The following is a 20,880-nucleotide window of genomic DNA, read 5'->3' on the forward strand; positions in this document are numbered from 1 at the left end:
TCGAACCGTTTACTTTTATGTAGAAATTGGTCATAATAAAGTTATAATTTTTAGTAGTTGGAGGGGTGCAGGCCATGACAAAAGAAGATTACCGGGAGAAGGTAGAGGAGCATCGTCAAGAGATTGACCTACATAACGAGTCAGGTACAAAAATGTCACGTGTTAGCCGACATCGAAAGAAAAACGGAAAAAAACAAACAAACCCGATTATGACGGTTTTAACAGTTGTCTTAATTTTTATTCCATTAGTTATTTTAGCTTATGTGTGGTTGATCTATGAACCGAATACATCTGCAAGTGAAAACGTAAATGCGGATAAGAAGGACGACTTAGTAGTGGAGATTCAAAAACAGGATCCGAAAACACAGCCATCTGCTACTAACGATGACGAAGAAAAAGAAGAAACAAATGATGACAATACGGCCGAAGTGGATGAGGCTAAAGCTAAAGCGGAAAAAGCTGCTGAAGAAGCGAAAAAGGCGGAAGCAAAAATCGCAAAAGAAAAAGCTGAAAAAGAAGCAGCGGAAATAAAAAAGGCGGAACAAGCACAGAAGGCAGCGGCGGCTAAAGCGAAAGAGCAGGAAGCGAAGAAAAAAGCTGCTCAAGCACAGCAAAAAACGCATACTGTACAATCGACTGACAATTTATACCGCATTGCATTAAAGTACTACGGTAATGGTGGTCCTGAATATGTTAATAAAATAAAAGCTGCCAACAATTTATCATCCGACAGTATTGCGACAGGGCAAGTTTTAGTAATTGTTCCATAATTTTTTCTATCCTGTATAACGACTAGTAAAAAGACGAACCGTTCCGGCTCTCGTCTTTTTCTTTATGAAAGAAATTTATTATTTTAGAAAACTTAATAACACTACGTTAAATTAATGGTTAATAAAACATTAAATCAGGCTATTGTATAATTAGTCTTTTTTGAATTGGAGGACCGTGTATGGTCATAATAAGTATTATCGGAATCGCCTGTATTTCAGTGCTTCTCTATATGTATAAGGAAGCGCATGAAAATAATATCCGGTCACATGAAGTGAAAGCAAATGGCGATAGTGAAACAATCCATCTATTTTTTATATCGGATACGCATGCGCGCAAAATTAATGAGGCGATGATTGATTCGATTGATCAAAATATACAAGCTGTCCTCATAGGGGGAGATTTTGTTGATCGTCGGACTTCTGAAGACACAGTGCTTCATAATATACGTATGCTTAAAAAACTTGGCCCTACCTATTTTATATGGGGGAATAATGATGTCGAATTCGGTGAACAAAAGCTGCGTCAACTACTGAAAGACCATCAAATCCATATTATAGAGAATGGGTCAATCAAGCTCGAAAGCAAAAATGATATGTCAGTCAGCGCGGTTTCATATCGTCCAGGGGAGGAGAACATCCAGCGTGCAATCGAGCAATGCGAAGAAAAGAACACCGTTTTCATTGCACATAATCCGGAGTTGTTCGGCAAAGTACATAAGCAGTTTCAGCCACTGCTCAGTATTGGGGCACATTTACATGGCGGGCAAATCCGCCTTGGGAAATTTGGACTGCAGCCGCACGGATATTTTAAAAAAATCAAAAACCGGTATGAACTTGTCAGTAACGGGTATGGTACGACTCTTGTCCCGTTGCGCCTCTCCGCTAAGCCGGAAAGTCATTTTATTACAATTAAATTTGAACAAGATGAATTGAAATGAGTAAATAATGTTTTACAGGAATTGGAATAAGGAGATGTTAGTATGCAAAAGGTAGAAGCAATCATTGTTGGTGGAGGTCCTTGTGGATTAGCTGCAGCGATTGAACTACAAAATCTCGGATTGTCGCCAATCATTATCGAAAAAGGTAATATTGTCAATGCGATTTACAATTACCCGACACATCAGACTTTTTTTAGTACGAGTGAAAAGTTGGCTATCGGTGATGTGCCGTTTATTATTGAGCAGCGAAAACCGAAACGCAATCAGGCGCTCGTCTATTATCGTGAAGTGGTGAAGGCGAAAAAACTTCACGTAAATCGTTTTGAAACAGTGGAAAGTGTTAAAAAGACGGACGGTTTATTTCATGTACAGACAGATAAAGACAGCTATGAAACACCGTATGTAGTTATTGCAACTGGCTATTACGATCATCCGAACTATTTGAAGATACCGGGGGAAAGCTTACCGAAAGTCCATCATTATTTTAAAGAAGGACACCCGTTCTTCGATTTAAATGTACTTGTAATCGGCGGTAAAAACTCTGCAATTGATGCAGCATTGGAGCTCAATAAAGCAGGCGCACATGTGACAGTCATCTATCGGGGCAATGATTATTCCCCGAGCATTAAGCCATGGGTATTACCGGAATTTTTAGGGCTTGTCCGAGAAGGTGAAATTACAATGCACTTTAATACAGAAGTAAAAGAAATTAAAGAAAACGAAGTCATTGTGGAAATCGAGGGCAAACAAGAAACAATTGCCAATGATGTCGTATTTGCAATGACCGGTTATCACCCTGATCATCGCTTCATCCGTGAAATGGGCGTAGAGATTGATGAACAAACAGGAAGACCGACATTTAATCCTGAAACAATGGAAACAAATGTAGAAAATTTATTTATTGCCGGTGTCATTGCAGCAGGAAATAATGCAAATGAGATCTTTATTGAAAACGGCCGCTTTCATGGGAACATGATTGCTCAGAAAATTGCTCGTCAAACTACATAAGGGGTGAATGTTGTGAAGAAAAAAGTAGTGCTGATTACGACAGGTGGAACGATTGCGAGTACACGCAATAAGAAAAACAAACTGGAGTCCGGCAAGCTGGATGGGCAAGCCATTTTATCGATGTGCCAGCTTGAAAATGAGATGGATATTGAATTGATTGATTTATATCAGATTCCATCGATGCATATGACATTCGAAAATTTAAATCTATTGAATCAAACGGTCAAAAATGTATTTAAAGATCAAACGGTAAGCGGAATTGTCATTACACATGGTACGGACAGTTTAGAGGAGACGGCCTACTTTTTAGAGCTGACAATTCATGACGAACGTCCGGTTATTGTAACAGGTTCCCAAAAGTCACCTGGCGATATTGGTACAGATGTTTATTCCAATCTGCGCAATTCCTTATTGGTTGCTTCGAATGAAGAGGCAAAAAATATAGGGGTGTGCGTTGTCTTTAATGAAAAAATCATTCATTCCAAATACGTAAAAAAAATGCATTCTTCAAGCATTAACGGCTTTGGTTCAATCGGCTATGGGATGCTTGGCTTTATCGATAATGACGAGGTCATCATTTATCAGAAGCCAACCCATAAAGAAGTATACGAAACAAAAGAAAGCTATCCTGCTGTTGAAATAGTATTTGCCTATTTAGGAGCAAGTTCTATTATTTTGGATGCCCTCTATGAAGCAAATGTTGAAGGTGTGGTGCTAGTCGGTGCCGGCCGAGGACAAGTTGCTCCGAAAATGATGGATGCGATCGAAAAGCTTTGTCAAAAAGGAACGAAAGTTGTACTAACAACATCGACTGAAGAGGGACGTGTTTTCCCAACATACGATTATTACAGTAGTGCGAATTACTTGAAAGATACCGGTGTCATTATGGGCGGAGACTTTGATCCAAAGAAAGCGCGTCTAAAGCTCCTGTTGATGATTGCTAACGGTAATACGGATTTTGATACATTTATGCATTAATCATAAAAACTCGGCAGGAAATTAGCCGAGTTTTTATATTTTCTAGACAAATATTGGGTATGCTACACTGTTGTGAAAAAAATAGTGCTATACTAATTAGGAGTCAAGAATCGAAAGGAGCCGGCATGATGTTTATACTTTTATCAGCAGCGATTGCGCCGGGTTTAGCCCTTTTAAGCTACTTTTATTTACGCAATGAGATGGATACCGAACCACGGCGTACACTAATGCATTCATTCATATATGGTGGGGTTATTACATTCCCCGTTTTATTTATACAGTTCGTAATAAAAGAAGAACAGACATTTTCGAATCCTTTCTTTATCAATGCTGTTTTTACCAGTTCGATAGAAGAATTCGTGAAATGGCTCATTATTTTAGCGGTAATTTTACGTCATATTGAGTTTGATGATCCGTATGATGGTATTTTGTATGGTGCAGCTGTTTCATTAGGATTTGCTACTGTGGAAAACGTCCTCTATCTATTATCTTTCGGAATTGATCAAGCTTTTATGCGTGCGTTATTGCCGGTATCAAGTCATGCACTGTTCGGTGTAGTAATGGGTTACTATTACGGTAAAGGGAAGTTTTCAAGTAACGAAATACAGAAGAAATATATCGCGCTTGCACTCTTAGCCCCTGTAGGACTTCATATTATGTATAATTCAATTTTAATGTTAGAAGAATACTTTATGTATGTGATGCTGCCGTTTATGTTGTTTTTATGGACGTTTGCATTGCGCAAAGTAAAGCAGGCACACGAACATCTAATTGAGCACTTATCCCGCAGCAATCATTTATAAAAGGTTTGTTACAAATATTTTTGTAGCAAACCTTTTTCTATGTGAAAAACGGATTAGCAAACTCAAAATAAGTGATGAGAATATTCTCTATAGACATAAAAAAGCAACTTTACAATGTATAAACTTTTCAATTTTCTCCATCCTACTGAAAAAGGAGTGGAAATGTCAGTGAAAAAAATCGTCTTGTTCGTATTCATTATATCAAGTAGTTTTGTAAGTCATACATTTGCATTTTCAGGTCAGGATGTGCAACGGGGTGCATTTGGTGACGATGTAATTGAGTTACAGGCACGACTTCAATACTTAAGTTACTATAATGGAAAAATTGACGGAAAATTTGGTTATGGAACGTATTGGGCGCTTCGTAATTTCCAGGAGCAGTACGGGCTACCTGTAGACGGAATTGCCGGAAGAGCGACGAAGGAAAAGCTCGAGAATAATTCGGATTTTGATAAAGTATGGGTTCATAAACAAATCAATGCAGGGAACAGTTTTACGTATTATGGCGGAATAGCGTTGGAAAATCAGGTGAAAAAAGGCGGGAATGGCGGTAAAAGTGCAAATGATACAACCTCCATGCAGCTTCCGCCAGGCTACACAGATCAGGACTTGCAAATTTTAGCGAATGCAGTATACGGGGAAGCACGAGGCGAGCCGTATGAAGGACAAGTTGCAGTTGCAGCCGTAATTTTGAATCGTCTGGAATCACCGGAATTTCCGGATACGATTTCGGAAATTATTTTTCAACCGTTAGCTTTCACAGCAGTTGCGGACGGCCAGATTTGGCTTACACCAAATGAACGTGCCAAACAGGCTGTATTGGATGCAATTAACGGCTGGGACCCATCCGAGAATGCTTTGTATTATTTTAATCCTGTTACAGCGACAAGTGATTGGATTTGGTCTAGACCTCAAATCAAACAAATTGGTGAGCATATTTTCTGCTTATAGGCGGGGGTAAAACATGAAAAAATTTGCATATTTATTAGGTTTATTTGTCGTCATATTAGCCTTTGTTTCCTTTGATCTATTTACACAAAATAAGGATTTGGAGCGAGCTGTTTATGCTACCCAATCAAGGGACCTTTCGGCAGCCACTGAAAAATTATCGGTATTGCATACAACGGTAGAACAATCTTTACTCTTTCAGGATGAAAAAGCTCTAAATAATGAGTTGGATTCCATATGGCGGATGAGCAGTGATTTAAGAAAAACTGTCGCCAACTTACCGATCCAGGCAGAAGTACAAAATGAATGGATGCGTTATTTAGGAAGAATTGGTGATAATGCAAAACAAGCGGCCGCTACAGGAGACTACGAAAATTGGCGCAACAAAATGGGAACGGTAGCTTCCAATTTACATGCATTCGCAGAGGAATGGAATATTGCCACTGTTGCATTTTATGAAAATGATGGAAATTTAAAAAAATGGTCAACGAATCATACGACCAATCTTAAAGATTCGCCATTTATGAACGTATCGAAACAATTAAAAACATATAATGAAACCGATTTTCCATTAACGGCGAGTGAATCGGACTATGAGAAAAAGCGGGAATTACAGCATTTAAAAGATAAAAAAATTACGAAAAACGAAGCTATTCAAAAATTCAAAAACTTTTTCCCGAATATCGATGATTCGATTGTAACGGTTACGAAAAGCAGTGATGATGCACCATATCCGTTCTATCATATTCAATTTATCCACGGTTCAAAAATCGGTTATGCTGACATAACAGAAAATGGCGGTCACCTTCTTTCGTTCCTGCTAGAACGGCCGGTTAAAAAGGATGCACGTTCACATGAGGAGATTTTGAACACTGCAAAAAGCTTTATGAATAAAGTGGGATACACTGATGTGAAGCTTTCAGAGTCACGAGAAAATCACGAAGCATGGCATCTCGTGTTTACGCGAGTGTATGGAGATGATGAAGCATTAATTTACCCGGATAGTATTCAAGTGAAAATTGCGAAAGATAACGCTGAGATTTTAGGTGTCAACGCAATGGAATATATTCAGGAAGAGAAAATTAAAGAGCAAAGCGAAGTACAGATAGATTGGGATAAATTTTTTGCAGATCATGTAGGTGTTGAACAAGTGCAAAAAATTTATACAGGCAATGGAAATCTGGAACTTCGTAAATGTTATGAAGTCATTGCAAGGCTCGACAATAAGACACAGGATACGTATCGTGTTGTAATTGATGCGGAAACACATGAAGTAATTAAAAATGAAAAAGTGTTTTAGTTGCATGTATCTGGTGCAAGGTCCAGTAAAGTTAATTGTAAAAATATAGCTATATTTACATTCCCATGAGATAATAAAGTATCAATAATTTCTTATGGGGAGAGGCAAATGGAACTTAAAATTGGAACGCAACTAACGCTGGAGCCAACCTATACGGAAAGGGCCGAAAAATTTAAATGTCGAGTTGTCGATCGACAAGACAATATGATTTTTATCGATTATCCAATTAATACGGCAACTAAAAAAATCGCTTTTTTAATAGATGGTGCACAATTCCGAGCAACATTCAGTACCGAAAAAAAAGAAAGTTACTGCTTTAATACAGAAGTTTTAGGACGTAAAGGCGGCAATGTTCAGATGATTCTGCTTGCGTGTCCACCTGCTGAAGAATTTATTAAAATCCAGCGACGCGAATATGTTCGTGTGGAAACACCTGTAGATATTGCGATAGAACATGACGGACAGAAATTTCAGTTTGCGGCCGAAGACATTAGCGCAGGGGGAACATTAATTCATATTAAGTCACCTGTTAATTTTACTGAGGGCGATACAGTTAAAGCTTTCGTCGTCCTGCCATTTGTAAATGGTGAAATTCGCTATGTCGAAACAGATGCGAGAGTCGTGAACACGTTCGAACGTAATGAAATGACGATGGCATCATTGAATTTCACGGATACGGATGATTATGATAAGCAGCAGATTGTCCGATTCTGCTTCGAACGACAAGTAATGATCCGCAAAAAAGAAATGAATGAATTATAAGCGGGATTGGCTAGAACTTTGAATTGAAAGAACACTTAAATAGAAAACGGATATTTTGTAAAATTGATTGGAATGAAGGGCGACTCCAGCGGGAATTGCGTGATGCCTGAGACTAGGAACAAAAGCTAAGAACGCCACTTCCTGTGGCAACGCTTTTGTGACCAACATCCTGTTGGCCTCACGCCAGCGCAAAGCGTCCCGGAATGGAAATTAATTTTTACGCACAGCAAAAAAATGCCATTTTTCTCCGGAGAAAAATGGCATTTTTGCATTATGTGCCAGCCTGTTTTAAATAAGTAAAACGAATGTGATGGGAGACGGTCCAGATTGTATGGAGGGGCAGCTTTTTTTCAAAAAAATATAGCGTAAAGAAGGTAAAAATTTTTTCGGTTATGATACAATAGCAACGGAAAGTAGGGAGTTAATTATGATGAAAAAAATTCAAATTGCAATTGATGGTCCTGCAGGTGCGGGGAAAAGTACCATTGCAAAAATTGTAGCCGAAGCACTTCGATTTACATATATCGACACAGGTGCAATGTATCGGGCAGTGACGTATAAAGCGATGAAAGAAAACATACAATTACATGACGCAGAAGCAATTGAAAAAATGCTGCAAGAAACGGCGATTACATTGAAACCGTCGGAGCAGGGACAACTCGTTTTTGTGGATGGACAAGATGTGTCACAGGCTATACGTTCAAATGAAGTTACGGCAAATGTTTCAGAAGTTGCGGCGCATGCAAATATTCGTGAAATTCTCGTAGCGATGCAGCAAAAGCTGGCTGCGGACGGCGGAGTTGTCATGGATGGACGTGATATTGCAACACATGTATTAAAAGATGCAGAGCTTAAAATTTACATGTCTGCCACAGTCGAAGAACGTGCACATCGACGCTTCCTGGATAATGAACGCCGCGGTATTCCTTCAACAATCGAATCCTTACAGAAGGAAATTGCACTGCGGGACAAGCTTGATAGTGAACGTGAAGCTTCACCGCTCATCCAAGCAGAAGATGCTTTATTTTTAGATACGACGCATTTATCAATTGATGAAGCAGCGCAGGAAATTTTGAAATTAGCGCAGCAAAAGATGCAGTAAACGCTAGTGCAAAATGAAGCTAACGTACGAAATTTCTGAAAATAAAGGGTTATTTTTTGTCTTTGTAGAAATTATCGAATAAAATAAAAGTGGAATACGCGAAGGAGGGCTACATATGTCTGAGGAAATGAATTTAGGGTCAAACCAAAAATTTCAAGAAGGAGATATTGTGAAAGGTGTTGCTGAACAGGTTGAAGAGAAGTCAGTAACGGTTTCGATCGAGGGGGCACCTTTCGACGGGATTATACCTATTAGCGAACTTTCAAGCTTACACATTGAAAAAGCTTCTGATATAGTTTCAGTTGGCGATCAGCTAGAGCTTATGATTACGAAAGTTGAAGAAGAGAATTTTGTATTATCAAAACGCAAAGTAGATGCACTACACGCGTGGGATGAATTAAAAGCAAAATTCGAATCTGGTGAAGTATTCGAAGCAGAAGTAAAAGATGTTGTGAAAGGCGGACTTGTCGTCGATTTAGGCGTGCGCGGTTTCGTTCCGGCTTCACTCGTTGAAGATTATTTTGTTGAAGATTTTGAGGATTACAAAGGCAAAACATTACGTTTAAAAATTACAGAGTTAGATAAAGAAAAAGGCCGACTTATTTTATCTCATCGTGCAGTACTAGATGAAGAAAAAGCGTCGAAAAAGCAACAAGTGATTCAAAACATCCATCAGGGTGATATGCTGGAAGGTACTGTTCAGCGCTTGGCGAAATTCGGTGCGTTCATTGATTTGGGCGGCATCGATGGATTAGTCCACATTTCACAAGTAGCGCATGAACATGTTGAAGATATTTCAACGGTATTACAGGAAGGACAATCTGTCACTGTAAAAGTACTTTCAGTCGATATTCCGAATGAGCGTGTTTCATTATCAATCAAAGATACGCTGCCTGGTCCGTGGACAGACATTGAAGAAAAGGCTTCTAAAGGCGCAATCTTAACGGGTACTGTAAAACGTCTTGTTACATTCGGTGCGTTTGTAGAAGTATTCCCTGGTGTAGAAGGTCTTGTCCATATTTCTCAAATTTCCCACAAGCATATTACGACACCACATGAAGTCTTAAAAGACGGCCAAGAGGTGGAAGTAAAAGTACTTGAGGTAAATGAAGCGGAAAAACGCCTTGCACTAAGCATTAAAGCATTGCAGGAAGATTCAGCGAGCGACGAGGACTTCGATTACGAGCTGCCTGAAGAAACTAAAGGCTTCTCATTCAGCGATGTTATCGGTGATCAGCTAAAAGGATTTAAAAAATAATAACACGAAAACCGCCAATGTAAGCATTGCTTATGTGGGCGGTTTTTTTTGCTTTTCGGGAAGTTGTTGTCTTCGGGGTGTGTGACTTTATTAGGACAATTTTGTAGTTTACTAGAAAAAGATAGTTAGATTTTAGAAGAACTGTAATCAATATTTGAACAAATGGCATTCATTTTAGCACTTTTGGGAACTATATTAGAAAACCGCATACTTATTAGAACAAATAAAATTATATTAGATAATCTCTAACTATTATAGAAAATCACACCGTGCGAAAAGTTTGACGATAAATCGAAATCGATTTTGAATGTTGCGAAAAAATGATATAATAGTCAAATTCGTGTATAATACGGAAAGACAAGAGTTTGGAAGGATGAAGTACAGATGACAAAACCAGTAATCGCCATCGTAGGACGTCCGAACGTAGGTAAATCGACAATTTTTAACCGAATTGTTGGAGAACGTGTATCGATCGTGGAAGATATCCCAGGTGTAACACGTGACCGTATTTATAGTTCGGCTGATTGGCTAGCACATGAATTTAATATTATCGACACTGGTGGTATTGAAATTGGAGACGAGCCGTTTTTAGAGCAAATTCGTCAGCAAGCGGAAATCGCTATTGATGAGGCGGACGTTATTATTTTTATGACTAATGGACGTGAAGGTGTTACAGCTGCAGATGAACAAGTAGCAAGAATTTTATATAAAACTAAAAAACCGGTTGTCTTGGCAATTAATAAAATCGATAACCCGGATATGCGTCATATGATTTATGACTTCTATTCATTGGGCTTCGGTGAGCCTTGGCCGATTTCAGGTTCACACGGTTTAGGTTTAGGGGATTTATTGGATGAATGTGCCAAACATTTCCCGCAGCCGGATGAAGAACAATATGATGATGATACAATTAAATTCTCTTTAATTGGACGCCCGAATGTTGGGAAATCATCTCTTGTGAATGCCTTTTTAGGTCAGGATCGAGTTATTGTAAGTGAAATTCAAGGAACGACTCGTGATGCAATTGACTCTCCGTACTCATATGATGGACAAGATTATGTCATCATTGATACTGCAGGAATGCGTAAAAAAGGGAAAGTCTATGAATCAACAGAAAAGTATTCGGTACTTCGTGCACTGCGCGCAATCGAACGTTCAGATGTTGTTTTAGTTGTTCTGAATGCTGATGAAGGTATCCAGGAACAGGATAAAAAAATCGCTGGCTATGCACATGAAGCTGGTAAAGCAGTCATTATTGTTGTAAACAAATGGGATGCGATTGAAAAAGACGAGAAAACGATGAATCTCTTTACAGAGCAAATTCGTGAGCATTTCCTGTTTTTAGATTACGCACCGATTATTTTCGTTTCAGCAAAAACGAAACAGCGTGTCCACAATATTTTACCGATCATCAAGCGTGTGAGTGAAAACCATGCAATGCGTATTCAATCATCAATTTTAAATGAAGTAATTGAAGATTCAATCGCACGTAATCCGGCACCAACAGATAAAGGCAAGCGTTTACGTATTTACTATGCAACACAAGTAGCGATTAAACCGCCTACATTTGTTGTATTCGTAAATGAACCGGAAATGATGCACTTCTCATACGAGCGCTTTTTAGAAAACCGTATTCGAGAGACTTTCGACTTTGAAGGAACTCCAATACGCCTAATTACACGTGCTCGTGACTAAATCAATAAAAAGAACGCTAGTTTATGAAAATGAACTAGCGTTTTTGTTCATAATAGGGTTTGACTTGAAGGATAAATTTTCAACTGACTTTAAGTGAAATTGGGGGTTATTTAATGGAAAATGTAGTAGTTTTAGGAGCAGGTTCCTGGGGAACGGCACTGGCCATTGTTTTAGCTGAAAATGGTCATAATACGTTAATTTGGTCGCATCGCGAAGATCAGGCAGCTGAAATTAATGAACAGCATACAAATAAAAAATATTTGCCGAATACAATTTTGCCAAGTAACTTAAAGGCGACTTCAAATTTAGAAGAGGCTGCAAAACACGGTTCTACTATTGTAATGGCAGTACCGACAAAAGGGATTCGGGAAGTTTGCGGTAAGATTTCGGGCTACTTAACTGAGAAAGCATTATTTGTCCATGTTTCTAAAGGAATTGAACCGGATACATTAATGCGTATTTCAGAGCTGATGAAGGAAAGCCTTGCTGACAATGCAGTAAGTGATATCGTAGTTTTATCAGGTCCTTCACACGCGGAAGAAGTCGTTTTAAAACATCCGACAACCGTAACGGCTGCTTGCGAAAATTTAGAAGCTGCGGAAAAAGTGCAGGATTTATTTATGAATCAGTACTTGCGTGTCTACACGAATGATGATGTAATTGGCGTTGAAATTGGCGGTGCACTTAAAAACGTCATCGCGCTTGCTGCAGGGATGACGGATGGTCTGGATTTCGGTGATAACGCAAAGGCTGCCTTGATAACACGTGGTCTAGCTGAAATTACGCGGCTCGGTGTAAAAATGGGTGGGAATCCATTTACGTTTGCCGGACTGACAGGTATGGGTGATTTAATCGTTACATGTACGAGTGTCCATTCCCGAAACTGGCGCGCAGGCAATATGCTCGGTAAAGGAATGAAACTTGAACAAGTATTGGATGAGATGGGAATGGTTGTCGAAGGTGTACGTACGACAAAGGCTACATACCAGCTCTCAAAAAAATACGATGTTTCGATGCCGATAACATCAGCCTTATATGATGTGCTGTTTAATAATATGGAACCGAGAGCATTAGTCGAATCATTAATGTTGCGTACGAAAAAAAGTGAAATTGATGAGATGAGCTGAACTAGTATATTTTGCAGGATTTCCAATTAATTTAATAATTTGTCACAAATAAGGAGGGATACTTGTATGCCTCCTGTTTTTTTTTACCTGAAAAGGCTATAATTATTAGCGGTATCAACAATAAATAGAAAGGCGGTTTTAATAGTGCAACTTACTTTGCAGCTCATGCATCCACTATCAAATTTACTCTTAAATTCTGCACGTGGCCCATTAGCGAGCATGCATGCGTTAGATGTTATGTGGATTTCTTTTTATTCGATTGGTTTACTGTTAGTATCAATTCTCATTATTACAGCAGTCCGTAAGTGGGTACATAATATGGTTTTGTCATTTTTATTGAAATTAGTAGCTTATGTCATGTTTTTTATCGGCACATTGTTAATGGTACTTGTCATACTTACATGGCCGAACTAATATAGGGGGAAATACATAATATGAAATCATCAAAATGGTTTGTTCTTTTATCGTTGGTCATTTTAGTGTTGACCGGCTGCGGCTCACCGACAAATTTTGACCAGTCCAGTTTAAGGCCGGATGTCGATATGCTTGCCGGCGTACAGCGTGCGGTCAATGAATATCGCGAAGATACAGGGGTTCTTCCGATTAAAACACGTGACCAGGATACAGATATCTTCATTAAATACTTAATCGATTTTGAAAAGCTTATCCCAAAATATATCGGCTCACCGCCGGCAAATTCCTATGAGAAGGGCGGTATTTTCCAATATATCATTTGGGATCCGGAAGAAAATCCAACTGTAAAGCTCGTCGATTTACGAACACCGGAACGTATTCGTGAGATTAATATCCGTTTCAAAGGAACAACATATCCACAATTCAAAGATAAAATAGTGGAGCACGTCTACACGGTTAATTTTGAGAATATTGGCTATAAGGAAGATATAACTGTACAAAGTCCTTATTCGAACAATCAGCTCCCGATTGTCGTATCTGCTGAAGGGGATTTATATGTCGATTATTCGATTGATTTATATAATTATATGAAAGACAATAATATTACAGCAGAACCGGGTGATGACATTCGCGAAATATTGGTGGAAAACTTTCCGGTTGTCCCTGCTTACTCATTGCCATATACGGTAGATGAGAACAATGAGCCTGTCATTATGTATGATCCAACCAAAAAAGAAAATTAAACTAAAAAAGGTGTGTAAAAAGTTAAATCTTTCTGCACACCTTTTTCATATTTAAAAATGTCAGTACATATAGTGTTTTGATAATGAATACTTCTAATTGGAGAAGATTACGGTATATAAAGGAGGCAATACAATTAGCGAGCATATTTTTCAGCAATTGGCAGAACGTACGAATGGTGATCTTTATATCGGCGTTGTAGGACCTGTTAGGGTAGGGAAATCCACGTTTGTTAAGAAGGTAATGGAAGGCGTGATTTTACCTAATATCGAAAATGCCGAGGACCGTATGCGGGCAATGGATGAACTTCCTCAAAGCTCACCTGGACCAACAATTATGACGGCTGAGCCAAAGTTTGTCCCAGCACAGGGAACTACGGTTGCCTTTGGGGAAAGTGCAATACCGTTTCGTGTTAGATTGGTAGATTGTGTAGGTTATGTAATTGATGGAGCAAAAGGCTATGAAGATGAGTCAGGACCGAAGTTTGTGCAAACACCTTGGCATAATGAAGCGATAGCGTTTCAGGAGGCTGCTAAAATTGGTACCGACAAAGTTATTCGGGACCATGCCAATATCGGAATTGTTGTAACAACAGACGGAACTGTAAATGGCATGTCGCGAGCAGCGGTAGAAAAAGCGGAGCAGCAAATTATTGAGCAGCTTACAGAGATCGGAAAGCCTTTTGTCATTGTGCTCAATAGTACGACACCGCATTCAGCTGAAACACTGCACTTACAAAATGCCCTGGCACAAAAATATGATGTTCCTGTTATTCCGACAGCCATTCAACATATGCAGTTGAATGACGTAATGCTCATTTTGCAAGAAGCATTATTTGAATTTAATGTGAATGAAATTCAAGTGGAAAAACCGGATTGGTTGGATGTTTTAGATGATACTCACCATTTAAATGAAACATTGGCATTTGCGACGGCGCAATTACAAGATGATGCAATGAAAATCCGTGATGTGGAAGCTGCAAGTCAACTGCTTCGCGAAATAGATTTTGTAGAAAGTTGCACCGTTGAAAATATTGATGCTGGACAGGGGATTGCGACATTACGTGTCAACATTCACAATGATTACTATAAGGAAACGTGTACCGAGTTTCTTGAAAAACCAGTCGATACAAAGAAAGAGTGGCTCCTATTTATTAAGGAAGCTTCAGAGGCAAAAGCAGCACAGCGAAGATTCCGCGATGCGATTGAACAAGCGAAGGAACACGGCTATGGTGTCACACTGCCTGCGATGGATGAATTTGATCCGAGCGAGCCGGAGCTGATCGAGCAAAATAATTTCTATGGTGTTCGTATGAAGGCGAAAGCCCCTTCTTATCACATTATCCGAATTGATATGGAAGCGGAATTCTCACCATTAATCGGATCTGAATTCCACAGTCAGCACTTGCTGAAAGACTTACAGCATGCGTATGAATTTGACCGCCAGGCATTATGGCAAACGCAATTGTTTGGGACACCGCTTCATGAAGTACTGACGGAAAGTATCCGTTTCAAAATGAAAAGTGTTCCGACACATGCGAAAAATAGAATGCGCCTCATGCTGGAAAGATTAATAAACGAAGGCGAAAGAGGTTTAATCACGTTTATTATCTAACATACTAATTGAATAGGAAGTACCAACGATTACAGGACCGTTCACTTTTATAGGTGAATTGTCCTGTAATTTTAGTTTTTTTTCAAAAAATGTTGAAATATATACAAAACATGAAGGAATTCAGTTGCGTCGCGGTTTTCTGTATGTTAATCTTTTTACAGGATTTAGATTCATGACCCTTTGAGAGGAGGTGAATGGTGTGAATAAAACAGAATTAGTAAACTCTGTTGCTGAAGCTGCAGGTCTTTCTAAAAAAGACGCTTCTAAAGCAGTTGAAGCTGTATTTGATACAATTCAAGATGCTCTTGCAAAGGGTGACAAAGTACAATTAATCGGTTTTGGTAACTTTGAAGTTCGTGAGCGTGCAGCACGTAAAGGTCGTAACCCACAAACGGGTAAGGAAATCGAAATTGCTGCTTCTAAAGTACCTGCTTTCAAGCCAGGTAAAGCACTTAAGGACGCTGTAAAATAATTCAGTTTCTCGAGGTACATAGAGCAGCTCTCAGTCTAACTGAGAGCTGCTCTTTTTTACGTCTAGGCTCAAGCGCCAGCTCCCGGCACCATTAGGTCCCTCGTACAAAAGTGGTGAAGCGTTTACTTTTGCGTCGGGCCCTCCAATGTCTGTCGGAGCTGAACGGGCGCTTTAGCGCTTTTGTTCATTTCAGTTGTTTTTACCTAACTATGCTAAAAATAGTATAACTGTTTTGAACTTATGAGCTTTATGTGCTACGATTCAAGAGTGTATTTAACCTTTTTTGCTAAGGTATTATCAACTAGCGAAAAATTTAATATAGAATAAAAATTAATTAAAAATTAATTAGATATAGATTTGTACATAATAAACGTTTTGGTTTGTAGGAGGAATTTGTTTCATGTCAAATGTCGATTTAAAAAAGATAGAAGAAGCAGTAAAGATGATTTTGGAAGCAGTTGGGGAAGATGTAGAGCGTGAAGGATTACTGGATACACCAAAACGTGTTTCAAAAATGTATGCAGAAATGTTCAGTGGCTTACAAGAAGATCCGCGTGATTATTTCAGTACGGTATTCCATGAAGATCACGAAGAACTAGTTTTAGTGAAAGATATTCCATTTTATTCAATGTGTGAACATCACTTAGTTCCTTTTTACGGAACAGCCCATATCGCCTACATACCTAAAGACGGAAAAGTTGCAGGATTAAGCAAACTTGGACGCTGCCTCGAATCAGTAGCACGCCGCCCTCAACTTCAGGAACGCATTACATCAACTGTAGCGGATACAATTATGGAAATGCTGAATCCTAAAGGAGTGTATGTTGTCGTGGAAGCGGAACATATGTGTATGACGATGCGCGGATTAAAAAAACCGGGTTCTAAAACAGTTACAGCGGTTGCGCGCGGTATTTATGAACAGGATGATGTAAAGCGCAATGAAGTGAATACATTCATCCAAATGAAATAATAATAACAATTATGGTATTATAGACAAAGAAATTAACACGTGGGGAGATTGTATAATGGGACAATCAGAGTATATTATTATCGAAGCAGAAGAAGATGGTGTACATGTTATTGGTTTAACACGCGGGACAGATACAAAATTTCACCATTCAGAAAAGCTGGATGCTGGTGAAGTTATGATCGCCCAATTTACTGAACATACATCGGCCATGAAAATACGCGGAAAAGCTAAAATTCACTCTGCACATGGTACGGTACAAAGTAAAAAGTAGCATATCGTAATTCTCACATAAATATAAAAATCGTACTTATGCTTTATAACATTGAAATGGAGTAATTTCTATGAATGCAACATCTATTACACAATCGGTTCAGACGCTAAAATCTAATATTCTTCAGCATGTTCATCATAGAGCATTACTTCAAAATGTTGGACAACCGACCTTACAGGAAGAACAGCTTTTTTTCATTCAGCTCCCTTTTTTAAATGGCGCTCTTATGACTGATGAACACCAAATAAGTGCGGTCACAGTCGGGATTGTACATGCTTCACTTACAGAGCACGAAAAAGTGAAGGAAGTGGAAGCGACGAGTAAAGAACAGCAGCTGCTTGTCCTTTCCGGTGATTATTATAGTGGTCGGTATTATCAGTTACTCGCAAAAACGGGCAATATTTTCTTAATCCATAAGTTATCGGAAGGAATCGTAAAGCGCTGTGAGCATCAAATCCGTATTTACGAGGACCAAAAACGGTCACTTGAACAGTGGATTGAGAGTTTAATGACGATAGAAAGCGAATTGATTGCCCAATATTATGATGTATACGGTTTCACATCCTATACAGAACTGATGCAGCAAACTTTAACATATATTCGATTGAAAAAAGAGCTGGATTTATTGAAAAAGGGGCAGCAAAGCTTTTTAAATAAGGCGTTTGCAGCTGATTTGACTATGATGAATTCTATTATTGAAGCCTTCCAGGATCATTTAAATGACATGGAGCGACAATTGAGAGGAAATTTGACGAATATTGATTTAACAGATGAATTAAAACATTCCATTGAGCAATACATCACTTTTTAGTGGATTTAGAAAGGTCTTGAAAAAAATGGCGAAATCGAAAGAACAACATGTTCATGAAGTGTTTGAAAGCATTTCAGAGAGCTACGATAAAATGAACTCGGTCATTAGTTTCCAAATGCATGTTGGATGGCGTGAAGATACGATGAAACGTATGGCAGTAAAAAAAGGTTCGAAATGCCTTGACGTATGCTGCGGTACAGCTGATTGGACAATCGCTTTATCGAAGGCAGTCGGTGAAGAAGGGGAAGTAAAAGGGCTTGATTTCAGTGAAAATATGCTGAAAGTCGGTAAGCAGAAAACCGAAAATATCCCGAATATTGAACTGATTCACGGAAATGCAATGGAACTACCATTTGAGGATAATACATTTGATTATGTAACAATTGGCTTTGGCTTACGAAATGTACCGGATTATATACAAGTTTTGCGTGAAATGAACCGGGTCGTTAAACCAGGCGGAATGGTTGTATGTCTGGAAACTTCTCAGTCCGAAATTCCGGTATACCGCCAACTTTTCCGTTTTTACTTTAATCATATTATGCCGCTGTTCGGAAAGATTTTTGCGAAAAGCTATAAAGAATATTCTTGGCTGCAAAAGTCGGCCAATGATTTTCCTGGCATGAAAAAATTAGCGCAAATGTTCCGGGAAGCCGGATATGAGAATGTCACATATAAACCATATAGCGGTGGGGCAGCAGCTATGCACATGGGTTTTAAGAAGAAATAAAAGTGGGAGTAGGTTTTGACGCGTGGAAAAGATGAAAATCAAAATGCTATATGCCGATATTAAATCAGATATAGAAGTCATCGAAAACGAATTGGAACAAGCGTTGAATTCATCTTCACACTTATTGAATGATGCCTCAGTCCATTTACTGCAAGCTGGTGGAAAACGTATTCGACCAGTATTTACGTTACTAAGTGCCAAGTTTGGTGACTATAATATTGACCGAATGAAAAACATTGCCGTCCCCCTGGAATTAATTCATATGGGTTCATTGGTGCATGATGATGTAATTGACAATTCGGATATGCGCCGTGGCCGGGAGACGGTGAAAGCACAGTGGAACAACCGTGTGGCGATGTATACAGGTAATTTTATATTTGCACGTGCATTACAATATGTAACAAGCATAGAAAATCCAAGAGCCCATCAAATATTAGCAAAAACAATGGTTGAGCTAGTAAATGGTGAAGTCATTCAAATTGAGGATAAGTTTCGTTTAGATCAAAGTTTGAAAGATTACTTCCGACGTATTAAACGTAAAACAGCATTACTGATTGAATCGAGTTGTGAACTTGGAGCAGTCGTAAGTGGTGCCGATGAAAAAACAGCAAGGCATTTAAAGCGTTACGGTTATTTTGTAGGAATGAGCTTTCAAATAGTAGATGATATATTAGATTTTACAGCGACAGACAAACAGCTCGGGAAACCGGCTGGCAGTGACTTAATGAACGGGAATGTCACATTGCCGATATTGTTGATGAAAGATGATCCGCAGCTTGCCCCTTATTTGACGAAAGTGGCAGAAGCAGGATTAACGGAAGAAGAGCGTCAAAGTATGCTGGCACTAGTTCGGAATTCGGAAGCAATAAAAGAAGCAACCCATATTAGTAATTTGTATTTAAAAAAGGCTTTAAAAGAGGTCGAGGCATTGCCGAAGCACCCAATGAAGAAAAAATTGCGTGATATTGCGCTGTTTATGGGTAAGAGAAAATCTTAAAATAATCTAGCCAATTTATGGGCAAATCTAATATTTGTTGCAGTATGAGTAGGATTTTGGTAATATTTATCGGTAGGTGTAAAACCTTTTACTCAAATTTAAGGAGTGTTTATAATGGCAATCGAAAAAACATTTTTAATGGTTAAACCAGACGGCGTAGAACGTCAAGTAATCGGAGATATCGTTGATCGTTTTGAGCGTCGCGGTTTCGTAATGCGCGGAGCAAAATTAATGGTACCAACTCGTGATTTAGCTGAAAAACACTATGCAGAGCACGCTGAGCGTCCTTTCTTCGGTGAATTAGTAGACTTCATCACTTCAGGCCCAGTATTCGGTATGGTTTGGGAAGGCGAAAACGTTATCCAATTATCTCGTATCATGATGGGTGCTACAAAGCCAGAAGAATCAGCTCCTGGTACAATCCGCGGTGACTACGCTGTAACTTTATCACACAACGTAATCCACGGTTCTGACTCTTTAGCTTCTGCTGAGCGTGAAATCGGTTTATGGTTCCCAGAAGGAATCGCTGAATAATTAAACTTACAGAAAAGCTATCACTTTTAAGTGATAGCTTTTTTTATATGGAACAGGAAAAAGATGGACTATTAATGGTATAATAAATCGGAATAATGAAACTATTTTTGGAATACATACGTATAAAAAGTACTGATTGAAATTAGGGGGATGTATATGTGGGTTTTGGCCGTTATTTCAGTTATGGCAGTAGGGGCGATTGCAGTCATCACCGATGCACGCAATGAAAGTAAACGGATTGAAGTAAATAAATTAACAAAAGAAATTGAGCTGGAACAATTACGTCTTGAAAATTACGATAAAGAAACAAAAAAAATGAGACTGGAATTGGAACATTCAAAGCAGATATTGTTGGAGCATAACCAAAAATAATTTTTCTTCTAATTTAACTATTCATAAGGGGTGACATCCATGTTCTGGGTAATGATTACAATAGTCGCTGTAGTAGGGATTTTAACGGATACGTACACGAAAAATAAAAATATTGAACTAAAACGCCTTGATAAAGAAATCAAGCTGGAAAAACTAAGACTCGAAACTTACGATAAAGAAACAGCGAAGATGCAGCTTGAATTGGAACAGACAAAGCAATTGCTGCTTGAAACACAATTGACAGATCGATCAGACAGGTAAAATAATA

Annotated in this window: 24 protein-coding genes; all 24 read left to right on the forward strand. The window is 38.8% G+C overall.

Annotated elements, in window-relative coordinates:
- The first annotated feature begins 74 nt into the window (after positions 1-74).
- The 24 genes from AC6CH1_RS04205 (at position 75) to AC6CH1_RS04320 (ending at position 20,873) form a co-directional block, all read left to right on the forward strand.
- The gene (locus AC6CH1_RS04205; protein ID WP_251688914.1) at positions 75-770 is read left to right on the forward strand and encodes a LysM peptidoglycan-binding domain-containing protein; all 696 of its coding nucleotides are present in this window, start codon (positions 75-77) and stop codon (positions 768-770) included.
- A gap of 179 nt (positions 771-949) precedes the next feature.
- Positions 950-1,708, forward strand: coding sequence for a metallophosphoesterase (locus AC6CH1_RS04210; protein WP_498316415.1), 759 nt, complete (start codon positions 950-952; stop codon positions 1,706-1,708).
- 42 nt (positions 1,709-1,750) lie between these two features.
- Positions 1,751-2,716 (forward strand): YpdA family putative bacillithiol disulfide reductase, encoded by a 966-nt coding sequence (locus AC6CH1_RS04215; protein ID WP_251688910.1) that lies wholly within the window; start codon positions 1,751-1,753, stop codon positions 2,714-2,716.
- Between the two features lie 12 nt (positions 2,717-2,728).
- Positions 2,729-3,694 (forward strand): asparaginase, encoded by a 966-nt coding sequence (locus tag AC6CH1_RS04220; RefSeq protein WP_251688908.1) that lies wholly within the window; start codon positions 2,729-2,731, stop codon positions 3,692-3,694.
- A gap of 128 nt (positions 3,695-3,822) precedes the next feature.
- Complete coding sequence (gene prsW, locus AC6CH1_RS04225; RefSeq protein ID WP_251688907.1) at positions 3,823-4,497, forward strand: glutamic-type intramembrane protease PrsW; 675 nt, start codon at positions 3,823-3,825, stop codon at positions 4,495-4,497.
- Between the two features lie 162 nt (positions 4,498-4,659).
- Positions 4,660-5,448 (forward strand): spore cortex-lytic enzyme, encoded by a 789-nt coding sequence (gene sleB / locus AC6CH1_RS04230; RefSeq protein WP_251688892.1) that lies wholly within the window; start codon positions 4,660-4,662, stop codon positions 5,446-5,448.
- 13 nt (positions 5,449-5,461) lie between these two features.
- Entirely contained in the window at positions 5,462-6,745 is a 1,284-nt protein-coding gene (locus AC6CH1_RS04235) for a PepSY1/2 domain-containing protein (RefSeq protein ID WP_251688890.1), read from the forward strand.
- A gap of 108 nt (positions 6,746-6,853) precedes the next feature.
- Positions 6,854-7,507 (forward strand): flagellar brake protein, encoded by a 654-nt coding sequence (locus tag AC6CH1_RS04240; protein ID WP_251688888.1) that lies wholly within the window; start codon positions 6,854-6,856, stop codon positions 7,505-7,507.
- A gap of 427 nt (positions 7,508-7,934) precedes the next feature.
- On the forward strand, positions 7,935-8,609 hold the full coding sequence (cmk, locus tag AC6CH1_RS04245; protein WP_079525837.1) for a (d)CMP kinase: 675 nt from the start codon (positions 7,935-7,937) through the stop codon (positions 8,607-8,609).
- 115 nt (positions 8,610-8,724) lie between these two features.
- Positions 8,725-9,867, forward strand: a complete 1,143-nt coding sequence (rpsA, locus tag AC6CH1_RS04250; protein ID WP_251688885.1) for a 30S ribosomal protein S1 — start codon at positions 8,725-8,727, stop codon at positions 9,865-9,867.
- A 384-nt stretch (positions 9,868-10,251) separates the two neighbouring features.
- Entirely contained in the window at positions 10,252-11,562 is a 1,311-nt protein-coding gene (der, locus tag AC6CH1_RS04255) for a ribosome biogenesis GTPase Der (protein ID WP_251688883.1), read from the forward strand.
- Between the two features lie 113 nt (positions 11,563-11,675).
- A complete protein-coding gene (locus AC6CH1_RS04260) occupies positions 11,676-12,689 on the forward strand; it encodes an NAD(P)H-dependent glycerol-3-phosphate dehydrogenase (protein WP_251688881.1) in 1,014 nt (337 codons plus the stop codon).
- Between the two features lie 144 nt (positions 12,690-12,833).
- Positions 12,834-13,103 (forward strand): DUF2768 domain-containing protein, encoded by a 270-nt coding sequence (locus AC6CH1_RS04265; RefSeq protein WP_251688880.1) that lies wholly within the window; start codon positions 12,834-12,836, stop codon positions 13,101-13,103.
- 20 nt (positions 13,104-13,123) lie between these two features.
- Entirely contained in the window at positions 13,124-13,846 is a 723-nt protein-coding gene (locus AC6CH1_RS04270; RefSeq protein WP_427710652.1) for a YphF family lipoprotein, read from the forward strand.
- Positions 13,847-13,943: 97 nt separating this feature from the next.
- Positions 13,944-15,458, forward strand: a complete 1,515-nt coding sequence (spoIVA, locus tag AC6CH1_RS04275; protein WP_285848802.1) for a stage IV sporulation protein A — start codon at positions 13,944-13,946, stop codon at positions 15,456-15,458.
- A gap of 199 nt (positions 15,459-15,657) precedes the next feature.
- Positions 15,658-15,930, forward strand: a complete 273-nt coding sequence (hbs, locus tag AC6CH1_RS04280; RefSeq protein WP_004232618.1) for a non-specific DNA-binding protein Hbs — start codon at positions 15,658-15,660, stop codon at positions 15,928-15,930.
- A 400-nt stretch (positions 15,931-16,330) separates the two neighbouring features.
- Complete coding sequence (gene folE / locus AC6CH1_RS04285; protein WP_079525849.1) at positions 16,331-16,900, forward strand: GTP cyclohydrolase I FolE; 570 nt, start codon at positions 16,331-16,333, stop codon at positions 16,898-16,900.
- A 55-nt stretch (positions 16,901-16,955) separates the two neighbouring features.
- Positions 16,956-17,171: a trp RNA-binding attenuation protein MtrB gene (gene mtrB, locus AC6CH1_RS04290; RefSeq protein WP_008404919.1), complete on the forward strand. Its 216-nt coding sequence runs from the start codon at positions 16,956-16,958 to the stop codon at positions 17,169-17,171.
- Positions 17,172-17,241: 70 nt separating this feature from the next.
- Complete coding sequence (locus AC6CH1_RS04295; RefSeq protein ID WP_498316416.1) at positions 17,242-17,982, forward strand: heptaprenyl diphosphate synthase component 1; 741 nt, start codon at positions 17,242-17,244, stop codon at positions 17,980-17,982.
- Positions 17,983-18,007: 25 nt separating this feature from the next.
- Positions 18,008-18,709 carry a demethylmenaquinone methyltransferase gene (locus tag AC6CH1_RS04300; protein WP_251688873.1) on the forward strand — a complete coding sequence of 234 codons (702 nt, stop codon included), beginning with the start codon at positions 18,008-18,010 and terminating at the stop codon, positions 18,707-18,709.
- Positions 18,710-18,731: 22 nt separating this feature from the next.
- Positions 18,732-19,706, forward strand: a complete 975-nt coding sequence (hepT, locus tag AC6CH1_RS04305; RefSeq protein ID WP_065216960.1) for a heptaprenyl diphosphate synthase component II — start codon at positions 18,732-18,734, stop codon at positions 19,704-19,706.
- A 114-nt stretch (positions 19,707-19,820) separates the two neighbouring features.
- Entirely contained in the window at positions 19,821-20,240 is a 420-nt protein-coding gene (gene ndk, locus AC6CH1_RS04310) for a nucleoside-diphosphate kinase (protein WP_008404915.1), read from the forward strand.
- Positions 20,241-20,396: 156 nt separating this feature from the next.
- A complete protein-coding gene (locus AC6CH1_RS04315; RefSeq protein WP_498316417.1) occupies positions 20,397-20,612 on the forward strand; it encodes a hypothetical protein in 216 nt (71 codons plus the stop codon).
- Between the two features lie 39 nt (positions 20,613-20,651).
- Complete coding sequence (locus AC6CH1_RS04320) at positions 20,652-20,873, forward strand: hypothetical protein (protein ID WP_251688871.1); 222 nt, start codon at positions 20,652-20,654, stop codon at positions 20,871-20,873.
- Positions 20,874-20,880: the final 7 nt, after the last annotated feature.

The sequence above is a fragment of the Solibacillus sp. GQ1 genome (assembly GCF_059758555.1).

Bases quoted from the DNA above. Each gene is read 5' to 3' on its own strand.
- AC6CH1_RS04205 (WP_251688914.1), top strand. From the start codon at position 75: ATGACAAAAGAAGATTACCGGGAGAAGGTAGAGGAGCATCGTCAAGAG.
- AC6CH1_RS04210 (WP_498316415.1), top strand. From the start codon at position 950: ATGGTCATAATAAGTATTATCGGAATCGCCTGTATTTCAGTGCTTCTC.
- AC6CH1_RS04215 (WP_251688910.1), top strand. From the start codon at position 1,751: ATGCAAAAGGTAGAAGCAATCATTGTTGGTGGAGGTCCTTGTGGATTA.
- prsW (WP_251688907.1), top strand. From the start codon at position 3,823: ATGTTTATACTTTTATCAGCAGCGATTGCGCCGGGTTTAGCCCTTTTA.
- sleB (WP_251688892.1), top strand. From the start codon at position 4,660: ATGTCAGTGAAAAAAATCGTCTTGTTCGTATTCATTATATCAAGTAGT.
- AC6CH1_RS04235 (WP_251688890.1), top strand. From the start codon at position 5,462: ATGAAAAAATTTGCATATTTATTAGGTTTATTTGTCGTCATATTAGCC.
- AC6CH1_RS04240 (WP_251688888.1), top strand. From the start codon at position 6,854: ATGGAACTTAAAATTGGAACGCAACTAACGCTGGAGCCAACCTATACG.
- cmk (WP_079525837.1), top strand. From the start codon at position 7,935: ATGATGAAAAAAATTCAAATTGCAATTGATGGTCCTGCAGGTGCGGGG.
- rpsA (WP_251688885.1), top strand. From the start codon at position 8,725: ATGTCTGAGGAAATGAATTTAGGGTCAAACCAAAAATTTCAAGAAGGA.
- der (WP_251688883.1), top strand. From the start codon at position 10,252: ATGACAAAACCAGTAATCGCCATCGTAGGACGTCCGAACGTAGGTAAA.
- AC6CH1_RS04260 (WP_251688881.1), top strand. From the start codon at position 11,676: ATGGAAAATGTAGTAGTTTTAGGAGCAGGTTCCTGGGGAACGGCACTG.
- AC6CH1_RS04270 (WP_427710652.1), top strand. From the start codon at position 13,124: ATGAAATCATCAAAATGGTTTGTTCTTTTATCGTTGGTCATTTTAGTG.
- folE (WP_079525849.1), top strand. From the start codon at position 16,331: ATGTCAAATGTCGATTTAAAAAAGATAGAAGAAGCAGTAAAGATGATT.
- mtrB (WP_008404919.1), top strand. From the start codon at position 16,956: ATGGGACAATCAGAGTATATTATTATCGAAGCAGAAGAAGATGGTGTA.
- AC6CH1_RS04295 (WP_498316416.1), top strand. From the start codon at position 17,242: ATGAATGCAACATCTATTACACAATCGGTTCAGACGCTAAAATCTAAT.
- AC6CH1_RS04300 (WP_251688873.1), top strand. From the start codon at position 18,008: ATGGCGAAATCGAAAGAACAACATGTTCATGAAGTGTTTGAAAGCATT.
- ndk (WP_008404915.1), top strand. From the start codon at position 19,821: ATGGCAATCGAAAAAACATTTTTAATGGTTAAACCAGACGGCGTAGAA.
- AC6CH1_RS04315 (WP_498316417.1), top strand. From the start codon at position 20,397: ATGTGGGTTTTGGCCGTTATTTCAGTTATGGCAGTAGGGGCGATTGCA.
- AC6CH1_RS04320 (WP_251688871.1), top strand. From the start codon at position 20,652: ATGTTCTGGGTAATGATTACAATAGTCGCTGTAGTAGGGATTTTAACG.